At 67.9% G+C, this 12,496-nt stretch carries 12 protein-coding genes; 7 read left to right on the forward strand and 5 right to left on the reverse strand.

The genetic code is table 11. From position 1 onward, the window contains the following. Nucleotides 1-57 precede the first annotated feature (57 nt). The gene (locus ACZZ98_RS08050; protein WP_463515748.1) at nucleotides 58-981 is read right to left on the reverse strand and encodes an EamA family transporter; all 924 of its coding nucleotides are present in this window, start codon (nucleotides 979-981) and stop codon (nucleotides 58-60) included. Continuing rightward, nucleotides 978-2,237, reverse strand: a complete 1,260-nt coding sequence (locus ACZZ98_RS08055) for a serine hydrolase (protein WP_463515749.1) — start codon at nucleotides 2,235-2,237, stop codon at nucleotides 978-980. Before ACZZ98_RS08055 ends, ACZZ98_RS08050 begins: the two co-directional genes overlap by 4 nt. A 185-nt stretch (nucleotides 2,238-2,422) precedes the next feature. Here ACZZ98_RS08055 and ACZZ98_RS08060 point away from each other — a divergent pair, with 185 nt between their 5' ends. From ACZZ98_RS08060 to ACZZ98_RS08070, 3 genes are all read left to right on the forward strand, one after another. Beyond that, nucleotides 2,423-3,484 carry a DUF2332 domain-containing protein gene (locus tag ACZZ98_RS08060; protein WP_463515750.1) on the forward strand — a complete coding sequence of 354 codons (1,062 nt, stop codon included), beginning with the start codon at nucleotides 2,423-2,425 and terminating at the stop codon, nucleotides 3,482-3,484. 109 nt (nucleotides 3,485-3,593) lie between these two features. Next, nucleotides 3,594-4,337 carry an SDR family NAD(P)-dependent oxidoreductase gene (locus tag ACZZ98_RS08065; RefSeq protein WP_463515751.1) on the forward strand — a complete coding sequence of 248 codons (744 nt, stop codon included), beginning with the start codon at nucleotides 3,594-3,596 and terminating at the stop codon, nucleotides 4,335-4,337. A 100-nt stretch (nucleotides 4,338-4,437) separates the two neighbouring features. Beyond that, on the forward strand, nucleotides 4,438-4,887 hold the full coding sequence (locus tag ACZZ98_RS08070) for a cupin domain-containing protein (protein ID WP_463515752.1): 450 nt from the start codon (nucleotides 4,438-4,440) through the stop codon (nucleotides 4,885-4,887). A 25-nt stretch (nucleotides 4,888-4,912) separates the two neighbouring features. Here ACZZ98_RS08070 and ACZZ98_RS08075 read toward each other — a convergent pair whose 3' ends face one another. The 3 genes from ACZZ98_RS08075 to ACZZ98_RS08085 all read right to left on the reverse strand — a co-directional run bounded on the left by ACZZ98_RS08075 (nucleotide 4,913) and on the right by ACZZ98_RS08085 (nucleotide 6,996). Next, complete coding sequence (locus ACZZ98_RS08075) at nucleotides 4,913-5,695, reverse strand: alpha/beta fold hydrolase (RefSeq protein WP_463515753.1); 783 nt, start codon at nucleotides 5,693-5,695, stop codon at nucleotides 4,913-4,915. A 225-nt stretch (nucleotides 5,696-5,920) separates the two neighbouring features. After that, nucleotides 5,921-6,628: an alpha/beta fold hydrolase gene (locus ACZZ98_RS08080; RefSeq protein ID WP_463515754.1), complete on the reverse strand. Its 708-nt coding sequence runs from the start codon at nucleotides 6,626-6,628 to the stop codon at nucleotides 5,921-5,923. Between the two features lie 131 nt (nucleotides 6,629-6,759). Continuing rightward, entirely contained in the window at nucleotides 6,760-6,996 is a 237-nt protein-coding gene (locus tag ACZZ98_RS08085; protein ID WP_463515755.1) for a WhiB family transcriptional regulator, read from the reverse strand. A gap of 975 nt (nucleotides 6,997-7,971) precedes the next feature. Here ACZZ98_RS08085 and ACZZ98_RS08090 point away from each other — a divergent pair. The 4 genes from ACZZ98_RS08090 (at nucleotide 7,972) to ACZZ98_RS08105 (ending at nucleotide 12,395) form a co-directional block, all read left to right on the forward strand. Continuing rightward, nucleotides 7,972-8,382, forward strand: a complete 411-nt coding sequence (locus ACZZ98_RS08090; protein ID WP_463515756.1) for a very short patch repair endonuclease — start codon at nucleotides 7,972-7,974, stop codon at nucleotides 8,380-8,382. Between the two features lie 202 nt (nucleotides 8,383-8,584). After that, nucleotides 8,585-10,003: a DNA cytosine methyltransferase gene (locus ACZZ98_RS08095; RefSeq protein ID WP_463515757.1), complete on the forward strand. Its 1,419-nt coding sequence runs from the start codon at nucleotides 8,585-8,587 to the stop codon at nucleotides 10,001-10,003. A 207-nt stretch (nucleotides 10,004-10,210) separates the two neighbouring features. Next, complete coding sequence (locus ACZZ98_RS08100) at nucleotides 10,211-11,212, forward strand: hypothetical protein (protein ID WP_463515758.1); 1,002 nt, start codon at nucleotides 10,211-10,213, stop codon at nucleotides 11,210-11,212. Next, nucleotides 11,160-12,395, forward strand: a complete 1,236-nt coding sequence (locus ACZZ98_RS08105; protein WP_463515759.1) for a GmrSD restriction endonuclease domain-containing protein — start codon at nucleotides 11,160-11,162, stop codon at nucleotides 12,393-12,395. The genes ACZZ98_RS08100 and ACZZ98_RS08105 overlap by 53 nt, the downstream gene beginning before the upstream one ends. Nucleotides 12,396-12,496 lie beyond the last annotated feature (101 nt).

Genomic DNA, 12,496 nt, shown 5'->3' on the forward strand with positions numbered 1-12,496 from the left:
GGACGTCGGTTTCGAAAACCCTTTGACTAGCGGAAGAAAATCACCGTCCCCGCGCCGTCACCGCACGGACCCGAGGTGTTCAGGCGCGCGAGGGCTGGGCGACACGGGCCGTGGCGTGCGCCGCACCATGCCGACCACGACGCCGGCGAGGACGATGAGCGCACCGACGACGGACAGCGCGCTGGACCGCTCGCCGAGCACGATCCAGGCCGCGGCCATGCCGACGACCGGCACGAGCATGGCGAAGGGTGCGACCACCGCAGCCGAGTGCTTCTTGAGCAGGTGGCTCCACAGGGCGGCGCTGACGACCGTCCCGAGGACGACGATGTAGAGCAGGGCGAGCAGCGGTGAGAGCGCGCCGTCGCGCACCGCGGCGACCGTGGCGTCGATGCCTGCCCGAGGACCCTCCATCACGGCTGACACCGCGAGCAGCGGCAGGGGTGGGACGACGCTCATCCACAGGGCGAAGCGCAGCGGGCTGTCGGGCTGGGCCAGCCGGCTCGACAGGCTGCCGAGGGCCCAGCCGAGTGCCGCCACGAGGGTGAGCGCGAAGGGGAGGAAGGGCTGGTCCCCGTCGGCCCGGTCCCAGCCGATGAGGCACAGGCCGAGGGTGGCCACGACCGCGCCGACCACCCCGAGCCGGGCAGGTCGCTCGTGCAGGAAGAGGGCGCCCAGGGCGATGGCCATCGGGGCACCCATCTGGAGCACGACGGAGGACAGCCCGGCCGGCATACCCAGGTCGATGGCAAGGAAGAGGATGCCGAACTGCAGGACGCCAAAGCCCAGTCCGTAGCCCACCAACCACCGCACGGGCGCCTTCGGCAGGGGGACGAAGAGGATGACGGGGATCGCGACGACGAGGTAGCGCAGGGCCGCGAGGAAGAACGGCGGGAAGGCGTCGAGCGCGAGCCGGACGGCGAGGAAGTTCAGGCCCCAGATGAGCGCGACGAGCAGCCCGAGCAGCCGGTCGCGGTTGCTCACGTGAGCAACCCGTGGATGATCGAGTCACCCAAGAGGCGCAGCGCGAGGCCGTCGCGCAGCACCCCGACGACGGGGCATCGCTGCTGGAGGACGACAACGTGCTGGACTCCCTCGGCGTCCTCGAGCAGCCAGGTGAACATCACGGCGCCCGGTGAGGACCCGCCCTTGAAGGTCGAGCGGGGCCACGCCGTCCGGTCGAGGTCGAGGCCGGGGTTGGCCGCGAGGATCTCGGGCAGCGGGCCGTCGGTGGCCCGAGCGCCCGCGTCCCACAGGGCGCTCATCGCCGCGGCGACGTCTGCGGCCGACATCCACCAGTCCAGCCCTCGCGGGTGGGCGGGAGCGGCGAGGTCCGCGATCGAGACCTCGACGGGGTGCTGGTGGGCGTCGAGCAGGGCGCGTCGTTCGCTCTCGGTCGACTGCTCCCACGCGTCGAGGGTCTCGGGGTGCCCCCACCCGATGTCGAAGAGCTCGCGGGTGGCGAGGAAGGGCCGGAGCAGCTCGGGCCGCGAGTGCCCGGACCGGGCCACGGCTCGCTCGATCTCCTCCCGGCCGAGGTGCTGCAGCACCATGTCGGAGGCGGTGTTGTCGCTGCGCGCATACATGTTGTAGGCGACCTGGGCGAGGGTGGCCCGGGTGCCGTGCGGGAGGTCCTGCATCTCACCGGTGGGCAGGCTGCGGGTCAGCGGGCCGGTCGTGAGCTCGTCGGTCCACTGGGCCCGGCCCTCCTCCACGGCCCAGACGAGCGCCAGCAGGACATAGACCTTGAACACCGAGCCGCCGGGCATCGGCTGCTCGGACTCCCGGGTGTGCAGCGGGGTCCAGCCGTCGGGGCCGCGACGGGCGACGTAGGCGGTGCTCTCCACGCCTTCGAGGGCGTCGAGCGCCTCGTCGACGTCGGCGAAGCCCTGGTGCCCGGCCTCGCTCGTGAAGTCCTCGAAGATGACGCGGCGGATCTTGCCGTCCGTGTCGACCGTGAGGGCGAGGACGGTCCGGGCGCCCGTGGCGTCCTCGAGGGTGGCCCACCCCTTGTGCAGCGCGGCCTTGACCTGCACCACCGACCAGGGGCCGCCGCGGCGCCACTCGTGCAGCATCGCGGTGACGTCACGGTCGTGGCGCTCGAGCAGGCTGTCGACGAACCGGTCGGCGGCGTCTGCGGACGGCTCGGCGTCGGCGGCCAGGAGGTCGGCGAGCCAACGGACGTTCTCGACCGCGTGGCGGGCCGAGCTGCCGCGGCCCGGGTCATAGGTGGCGGGCAAGGGGCACTCTCCTGAGGTCGGGACCTCGTCAGGCTAGGTGCGCTCGCAAGGGTGCGAAGTCGCGAAGGTGACGTCGCGCATAACCCCGTTGCGACCGGCATACGCGAGCCGTGGTTCGTCCGCTCAGGGCTTCCTAGAGTGACAAACGAACCACCCCGCAGGGGTGCCCGAGCCGAAGGACACGCGTGAAGGACCACATGGCCGGACTGTGCCTCGCCCAGGCAGAGCTCTGCTCCCGTCTGGGTTCCCCGATGTATGCCGCCCTGCTCGAGAGTGCCGCGGAGGACGTCCGTTCCGGTGGCCCGACGTGGGAGGTCCTGCGCGACCTGGCCGGGTGCTCCGAGGGGGCCTATCCGGCGCTGCGGCTGCTCGGCTCCGTGCACCGGATCGTCCTTGAGGGTCGCGCGCCCGAGCTCGCGGCGCACTACCCGTCGGTGGGCGGGACGCCCGGCGAGGGCCTGTGGGAGGCGTTCCGGGCCGTCGTCGTCGAGCACACGGACGAGCTCCGCGCCCTCGTGGAGCACCCGCCGCAGACCAACGAGGTGGGCCGGTCCGCTGCTCTGCTCGGTGGGTTCACGACGGTCGCGGGACGCACTGGTCTGCCGCTAAGGGTGCTCGAGGTCGGCACGAGTGCCGGACTCAACCTGCTGTGGGACCGCTACCGCTACGAGTCGGACTCGTGGTCGTGGGGCGACGCGGAGGCGCCGGTGGTCATCGACGACGTGTTCGACGGGCCGGCGCCCGATCTCGCTCCTGCCCGCGTGGTCGAGCGCGCCGGGTGCGACCTCGACCCAGTCGACGTCACCCAGGACGCCGGACGGCTGACCCTGCTGTCGTTCATCTGGCCGGACCAGCACGTCCGCCGTGGACGTCTGGAAGCGGCCATCCAGGCGTTCCGTGATGCCAACCCGCGGCCGGCCGTCGAGCGGGCCGACGCCCTGACCTGGCTCGACGAGCGACTGGCGCAGCGCCTGCCCGGCGTGGCGACCGTGGTCACGCACTCGGTGGTCGTGACCTACTTCGACGACGAGTCGCGCCGTGCCCTGGACGAGCTCCTCACCAGGCACGGTCGCGCGGCGACGCCCGACGCGCCGCTGGCCCGGCTCTCGCTCGAGGCCGACTCCTCCGGGCAGTTCGAGGTCCGGCTGCGGTCGTGGCCGAGCGGGGTGGAGGAGCTGCTGGGCACCGTCGGTGGTCACGGGCTCCCGGTCCGTTGGGCCTCGAGCCTCACCCCCGCGCACGCCTGACCACGTCGACCAGAACGCTTCCACCACAACGCTTCCACCGCAACGGCGGACACTCCGCACCGCGTCGGCAGCTCCGACGCGACCCCAGCTCAGAGAAGGGTAAATCCCCATGACACAGGACCTCGAAGGCAAGGTGGCACTCGTCACCGGGGCCGCCTCCGGCATCGGTCGGGCGTGCGCCGAGGCGCTCGCGGCACACGGAGCGACGCTCGTGCTCGCCGACATCGACACCGCTGGGCTCGAGGACGTGCGCAGCGCGCTCGACCTGGCTGGCACGTCCGTCAGCGTCCACCCGCTCGACGTCCGCGACGAGGCGGCCTGCCGCTCGGCCGTCGCGTCGGTGGTCGAGCAGCACGGTCACCTCGACCTGCTGCTCAACTGCGCCGGCATGATGCTGCTCGCACCTGCGCTCGAGGCGGACACGTCCGAGTGGACGGCGATGATCGAGATCAACGTCCTCGGGCTCATGTATCTCACCCACGCCGCCCTCCCCCACCTCGTGGAGTCCAAGGGCTCGGTCGTGCAGATGTCGTCGATGGCCGCGCGCGCCGTGGGTCCTGGGGCATCGGCGTACTACGCGAGCAAGTTCGCGGTCAACGGCTTCAGCGAGGGCATCCGCAAGGAGGTCACCGAGCTCGGAGTCCGCGTCATCGTCATCGAGCCGGGCACCACGGAGACCGCACTGCGGACTCACATCACGCACGAGGAGAGCAAAAAGGCCATCGACGCCCGCGTCCTGACCTATCGCCAGCTGCAGCCGCAGGACGTGGCCGACGCCGTCGTCTATGCCGTCACCGCGCCCTCGCACGTCGCGATCAACGAGATCCTGATGCGTCCGACGGACCAGGCCTAGGTTTCGGTCGGCTCGTCCGCCTGCTCGGCTGGGGTCCTCTTCATCTGCTGGGTCGTCCCTCGCTAGTCTCGGGGCAGCCGACCGAGAGGACCTTCCTGTCATGAGCATCACCGACAACGGACCCAAGCCCAACGCCTTCGACATCGAGAGCGCGACCAAGCAGAACACGACCTACCGCTCGGTGGCGTGGACCGGCAAGTACCTTCAGGTGACGCTGATGTCGATCCCCGTCGGCTCCTCGATCGGGCTGGAGGTTCACCCTGAGACCGACCAGTTCCTGCGTCTCGACGCAGGAAAGGGCGTATGCCGCATGGGCCCGTCCGAGACCGAGCTCACCGACACCGAGGTCAGCGACGGCTGGTCCATCCAGGTGCCCGCCGGCACCTGGCACGACGTCGTCAACAGCGGCGACGAGCCGCTGCAGCTCTATGCGATCTATGCCCCCTCGCACCACGCCCAGGGCACGGTGCACGAGACGGCCGAGGACTCGGAGAAGGACGAAGAGGCCGGCGCCGACGAGCCGCCCGAGTGGACCGTCCAGCCGGGCTGAGCAGCGGAGCCGGGTCGGGCCCGCCTCAGGCTGTGTTGTCGAGGATGAGCCGGACGGCCTCCTCCGGCGCGTCCCACTGGGGGAAGTGTCCGCACCGCTCGAACCAGTGCAGCTGGGCGTCCGGGAAGGCCGCAACGGCACGCGTGGCCTGACGGGGCAGGGTCACCAGGTCGCGGCGGCCCCAGCCGATGGTGGCACGGCCGGGCAGGGTGCCGGCTGGGGCGCCTGCCTGCTTGGGGCCTTTCGTCAGCGCGTCCATGGCGGGGCCGGTGGCCGGTGCCTCAGCCAGCCCGACCAGGTCCGGCAGCACCGTCTCGGGTGACAGCGCCCACGGCCGGGCGGAGAACTGGGCGAGGAGCGCTGTTCGCGTGACGGGATTGCCAAGGGCCGTGGGCAGGGCCGCGCGCATTGCGCCGACCAGCTTGATGGAGGGCCGCAGGGTGGCGCCGAAGACGGCAAGTTCACGATCGGTCCAGAAACCCCCCGGATCCAGGGCGACGGTGTCTCCGCCAACCCCACGGCGGGCGAGCTCGAGCACCATTCGTCCGCCCATGGACTGGCCGACAGTGGAGACCTTGCCGAGCCCCTGCTCGTGGATGAACTCCGCGACCGAGTCGGTGAGCGTTGCGATCGAGACCTCGCCGGTCAGCGGTGGGGTCTCGCCGAAGCCGGGCAGGTCGACGGCGATGACCTCGCGCTGCGCGGCCAACCCGTCGAGGATCGGGGTCCAGGACCGCCAGCCCGCGCCTAGACCATGGATGAGCAGCAGCGGGCTGCCGCTGCCGAACCGCACATGATGCAACGTCATTCGTTCAATGTATTGAGTTCGGTCGGCAGGCACACCGCAAATCGTTGCCCACTTCCCTTCGGGCAAGCCTTAAGCGTGTTCTCATCCGCATCAGGGAGATGGCCCCCACGGGGCAGACGAGCCTCGGAGCGGTCGGCTTGTCGGGCATCGGGGCGTTCCTCGGCTTCGTGATTGCGGGCGTCACCGTGCTGTCACGGGATGACGGCGGCACCGCGTGACCTGGGCTCAGGCGGACGCGGCCGACGTGGAGGCGTCCAGCTCGCTGAGGAACCCGCGCACGACGTCCGCGACGAGCCGCCCGTGCGTAAACGGCACCATGTGGGCACCGGCCGCGAGCGTGACGGACCGGCTGCCCACACCCCCGAGGCCGCCGACCGTTGCGGCCCAGTCGGCAGGGCAGATGCGGTCGTGCGGTCCTCTGACGACGAGGACGGGGACCGCGACCTGGGCCAACGTGTTCTCGATCGAGTCCCGCCGGGCGGCCTCCATCCCGCGCGCCATCACGGGCATGGTCGTTCGCGCGTACTGGCGCACCAACGCCGGCACTTGCAGTGGCGTCTCGCGCACCGCCGTCGCCAGCCACCGGGACATCAGCCACGGCCAGGTCCCCGCGCGGGGGTCGGTCGTGGGACCGACGAGGACGAGAGCGGCCACCCGCGAGGGCTCCTGGACCGCGACGTGGGCTGCGATCTGGCAGCTCGCGGAGTGCGCGAGTAGGACCACCCGGGTGACGTCGTCCGGCAGGACGGCGAACACGTTCTCGGCCAGCGCCCGCGGGTCCAAGTCCTGCCGACGGTGGGCCGGTTCGCCGAAGCCGGGAAGTAGACGGACCGGGGCCCCCGCACCACTCGGCAGGTGCTTCAGCGTGGGGCGCCAGGACTCCGGGCCGAGCCCGAGTCCGGGCAGGGCGAGCAGGGCTGTGGGCTGAGGCATCCGCCCACGCTAGTCGGGTGCGCCCTGCCCCCCTCCGCAGTGGAGGGAGCCGGCGGCTACAGGCTAGGTGCGACCTCGCACGACGATGCCCGGCTCGAGACGGCCGCCGCCACACCCCAAGCGAGGGTTCTTCAGGCGACGGCTCCGTGTTTGCGCGGACGGCCCGAGCGCGGTTTGCGCCCGACAATCGAGCCGTCGTGGAAGATCTCGCCACCCCAGACGCCCCACCGCTCGGCGCGGTCGAGGGCGCCGTCCAGGCATGGGCCGCGCAAGGGACAGCCCTGGCACAGCGCTTGGGCGAGCGCGATGTCGTCGGGGGCGTCGGCGAACCACAGGTCGTCGGCGTGGACCTGGCACGGGGCGCGCACTCAGCGGGTCCTTTGCGTGGCCTTGATCCGAGCGCGCACCCGGCGGATCACGTGGAGTGAGGATCCGGGACGCTCCTGCGTCTCGGGGTACAGGCCGTATCGGGAGTGCATCTCGGCTCGTACCGCTTCGGGGGTGAGGAACGCGGTGTTCATGGCGGGCCCTTCCTGACCTTGCGTCGGCGCCAGCGGCTGCTGACAGGTCAACAGTCGCCGCATGAGGTAGCGGCCCACATCGGTCAGGTGCCCTATTTCGTGCGTCGGCAGCTACCTCAAGGCCCCAGAAGGCCGGAGTGCCGGTCGTCCCCATCACTCAACGCGGCGGACCTGCGCCAGCCTCCTCGTTGCTGTGGACGTTCACTCGCGCGTGGCGATGGCCGTCCTGCGCCACAGCCGCATCGTCGAGCTTCGCAGCCAACCCGTCACCTGTGCCCACGCGGCCGTCATCCCCGCTCGTGAGGCTCGGCGGACGTGGCGCCAGCCTGCTCGTCGCTCTAAACGTGCACCTGTAGGTCGCCATGGCTGTCCTCCGTCACGCGGCATCGGGGTCACCATGGAGCTTTACTCCCAGGTCTCGTCGAAGCCACGCGCGATGCGCTAATGCGCCTTCGAGGCGAACTGAGCGGGTGGGAATCGTAACGGGCCATAGTTGAACCGGGGTTCAGGCACGCCTGCCGTGAGGTGCACTTCGACAGGTCCCGAGGGCCGACGCCCAACGAGCGCTTGCCCTAGTGCAGTACTTCTCTGGGGTACGGATGCGCCAGTGGCCCCTCCCGACGGGCAGAAAGGGCCTCTGACCTTGGTGGAGCCAAGGGGACTCGAACCCCTAACCCCTGCTTGCAAACTCTGAGCGAGGTCGGCGGTACGCCCCGTCTACGCCTGGCACTCGCCACGTGGGCTAGTGCAGCACCACCCGAGGGGCCATTGCAGTACTTCACTGCGCTTGTTGCCCTGCCACGTGAGTCCTCGTAGGTTGGCATGGTGGCGGAGCGATGGGTCAGCACCCCTGCCGGTGCCCATCTGGCCGGCCGACGGAAGGAGAGCACGGCGCCCGAGGTGCTTCTGCGCAAGGCAGTCCATGCAGCAGGGGGGCGCTTCCGCCTTCATCGTCGGATCGCGAAGGGGTGCACCCCTGATTTCGTGCTCCCGAGTCGACGCGTCGCGGTATTCGTCGACGGGTGCTTCTGGCACGGCTGCCCCGAGCACGGACGCAAGACCGCATGGACGGGGCCTAACGCCGTGTTGTGGGCAGAGAAGATGCGCCGCAACGTCGAGCGCGACCGACGGTCAACTGAACTAGCCGAGCACTCCGGCTGGCGCGTCGTTCGGGTGTGGGAGTGCGAGGTCAAGGACGACCCGCCCACGGTCGCGAAACAGCTCTTAGACTGAAAAATTCCGTTGCAGCCGGCGCTGTCGGTGGCTCGTGATGGGCTGGGTCTGCACCAATCAACCAGTTCCTAGCGCATCGGGTCGGCCTCCGGGGTGTGCCCCAACGGAGGTTTGACCCGTCATGACGGACGCCTTGCCATTGAACTTCGCTTGCGCCGCGCGGGAGCTTGACTCAGCTGAATGCTCAGCTAAGCTTCCATCTATGCCAGAGGGCTTCGCGCCGTTCACCTATGTGGATCTCTTCGCCGGAATCGGCGGCTTCCACGCCATGCTCGACCATGCGGGTGGTCGGTGCGTCTATGTCTCAGAGATCGACCGCGAGGCGCGCGCCACGTACGTCCGGAACTGGGTTGACCCCCTTCCTGAGCTCGAGAAGCCCATCGTCAACACCGACATCACCCTGGCGACCCCTGACGCCGGACCGGTCGACGTCCCAGAGCACGACGTGCTGGCTGCTGGCTTCCCATGCCAGCCCTTCTCGAAGTCCGGTTACCAGCACGGGATGGACGAGGCGCGAGGGACGCTCTTCTGGAACATCGCACGCATCCTCAATGAGCGGACCCCAGCCGTTGTGTTGCTGGAAAACGTCCGTAACCTGGCCGGCCCCCGTCACCGCCACGAGTGGGACGTCATCATTCAGACCCTGCGCGAGATCGGATACCGCGTCTCGTCGACGCCGTCCGTCTTCTCCCCACACTTCCTGCCGCCCTCGATGGGCGGAACCCCTCAGGTGCGCGACCGTGTGTTCATCCTCGGCACCTATGTAGGTCCCGAGCGAGCACTCACGGAGGTCGACATTCCTCCGACAGTCGTTCGCGCTCCCGTCGACGGGTGGAACGTCCAGGATTGGGATGTCGAGTGGATCCTGGATGACGACTCTTCGATCCCGGAGGTGGAGACGTACCGCCTTACTACCGACGAGACAGATTGGATCAACGTCTGGGACGACCTTGTCCAGCGCAAGTGGTCCGCCGGCGGGGTGCGTCTCCCGGGCTTCCCGCTGTGGGCGGATGCCTGGATACCTGAACGAGGCCTCGATCCTCTCGAGCTGGATGTCCTGCCCAGGTGGAAGTCAGACATCCTCATCAAGAACGCGCGCTTCTTTGACGACCATCGAGACGTCATCAAGGCTTGGAAAAAGGCGAACCCGTCATTTGCACGGTTCCCGGACTCCCGCCGCAAGCTGGAGTGGCAGGCGCAGGACACAGGCTCCCTGTGGGAGACGGTCGTGCACTTCCGTCCGTCCGGGATCCGCGCAAAAGCGCCGACCTACCTGCCGGCTCTGGTAGCAATCACCCAGACGTCGATCCTCGGGAGTCGACGTCGCCGCCTCACGCCTCACGAGGCCGCGCGACTCCAAGGCTTCGCCAGGTCCTTTACCTTCGGTGAGCAGCGCAACCAGGCGTCGTACAAGCAGGTCGGTAACGGGGTCGCTGTCGGCGCCGCTTGGCACGTGTTTCGAACTCATGTGGCGCAGAACCGAAGGGACCTTCCCGAATCGTTGGTCCGGAGTGTGCTCCGAGCCGCAGACAGCCCGTCGGCTGATTCACTGTCGCCTGACGCGCTGGCAACAGAAATAGCCCTCGCGCCAGAAGCGCGGAGCGCGCCGCTGACGGCATAGGCACTGAACGGCGAGCGAATTGACAGACTTACCAGGACTCCTCGGCTGGGTCTACTGAAATCGCGGGCCTGGAGGACTTACCTTGTTACTGTTCCGGAGGGCCTGGTCGCGATCATCGCGACCAGTAGCAAGCGGACGAGACGTCGAAGGGTGTCAGCGCAGGTGGGTTATAAAGGCGCTACCTCTAAGGCGGATGCAGTTGCGCGTATGTACGCGCTCGGCCAACAGCCCGCGGAACCCCTGGGGCCTGGCAGCAAAGAGAAGCGGTCTGCCCTCGAAGCGGTTGGGGGGGCGATCGGTCTGGACCTCACCGCTACTTCGGGGAAGGTGGAATGCGGTCGGCGGATTGCTGCAGCGGTTGGCACGGATTGGGATGAACAGTGCTACTCGCGAGGGGACACCATCACCCTTACCGGCCTCAACAAGCTGCTGGAGGGCGCAGCGCGGCTTCTCGCCGAGGTACCGCACGATGTTGCCCCCGCAGTTTCGGTGTATTCAAACGACCCCCCTGTCTTGAAAACCAATTGCGAAGGTGCAGGAGACGAACTGGCCATGGACGACTTCAAGGAGATCAGGCAGAACATTTCAGAGGGCATCGCGAGTCTGTCTCGAACCGGCCCGACGCCCACCGAGTTCGAGCCGACGACGGAGCTCAAGCCTGACTCGGTGTCCTTCTCGAGCGGCGCCTGGCGAACGTGCCTTGTTCAAGTTCAAGGATGGCTTCACCTCGAGAACAATCTGGACGAAACCGACCCCGAGTCGTTCCTGGCCAGCCTCGCGACAGGGCTGGGAGAGCCCGCCACCGCCGACGAGTCACTCGTTCTGCCGAGGCTGGCAGGAAGGGTTGAGCGCGCCCTAGAGCTCCGGCAGAGCTTCGAGGAGATCCTCGAGTCGGAGGCCGAAGGTGGGGCCACCAGGGCAAGCGCGACGCAGGCTTGGCTCGCCGCTTGGGGTGAGGTCGACGAGGAGCAGGACAACGAGAGCAGCGGCCCGATCAAGGCGGAGGCGAGCACCTGGCCAGTCTCGGAGTTCGTCGGCTACGCGGAGGACGGAGAGCTGAGCCTCAGTCCGTCCTACCAGCGGGCGGACGTATGGCCCACCACGACCGCCCAGCAGCTCATTCGAGTCCATCCTCCGGGGCATCCCGCTACCTTCAGTGATCCTCCTACAGCGCACCCTTTCTCAGCGGGTCATGTACGAGACAGTTGACGGCAAGCAGCGCTTGACCTCGATCCTTCGCTTCGTCGGCCGTCATCCTCGCGCCCTCGATCTCGTAAAAGAGAAGGAGAAGGCCTGGGGCCACGCCGGCCTGGTCCGGGTCTTTCAGACTGACTACCCGCAGTTCAAGAAGCTGTGGCGTGCAAATGAGTCTCAGACCCTCACGGCAGGAGTAGCAAGGGAGTACTACTTCCCATTTCCGCTCCGAACAGGTGACGTCAAGCCGCTGTCTGGTCTTGACCCCCTCAAGGGTCGCTACTTCTGCGAGATCCGCGACGAAACGATTGACGTCGTCGGCGAGCCCCGTCCCGTGAGCTCACTCTTCGAGAAGCCCAACTCCAAGTACCGCGTCCCTGTGATCGTCTACGAGACCGTCACAAGCGACCAGATTCATGAGGTCTTCAGCCTCTACAACAAACAGGGCAAGCATCTAAACGCGGAGGAGATCCGCAACGCCCTCTACCACAACCTCGATTTCATGCGAGCCCTCCTTGTGACTGCCGGAGACTCCGACGAAGTTGATGCAGTCGCTCCCTTCCTCTCCGAGATCTGGGATGAACTCGCCTCAACACCCGAGGTACTGGACAGCTACGGCTTCGGCAAGGCGGGCTACAAGCGCACGAAGCTGCTCTCGTGGGTCGCGGCTGCCCTCCTCTTTAGCGACGGCAAAGCACCCACCCGTTCCACTGCAGCCCAGGTCAACGCCCTCTTGAAGCGGATCGACGACGATGCGTCGGATCCGCTACGCAACTCGGACCGCGTTCGAGACGCGATGTGCCTGTTGGACCGCGCGCTCGATGCCCATGCGGTGATTCCCGACGACATCTGGTCCCCAGCGTTCAAGAACGCCCAGAGCAAGTCGAAGTGGCAGGAGTTGCAACTGGTGGCCACGCTCATCGCCTTCAGCGGCGCCGCAGTCGTGCTGGAGGAGGAGTTCGAACAACGTCTTGAGGGGTCTCTCGGAGCCATCAGCGAACGCTCGGCGGACTGGAGACGCCCCGCCAAGACACAGACACGAGAGCAGTGGAAGTTCATCGCCGAGGTGGTGACCGAGCTGCTCGACATTCTCGGGGTCGCCCCAGATGAGGCCGATCGCGGCATCGCCAGTCGCTATGGGTCTTCAGGTCTCCAAGCGCTCATCGGCCTCGCAACTACGGCAGATGAGCTCCAGTAGCTCACCATTCGGCGTCACACATCTAGTTACGCCGATCGGTGAGAGCTCAGTTGGCTGGTGGTCCAGCTACTCCAAACAACTGACGGCTCACGGGATCTCAT

It is taken from the genome of Knoellia sp. AC549 (assembly GCF_979258975.1).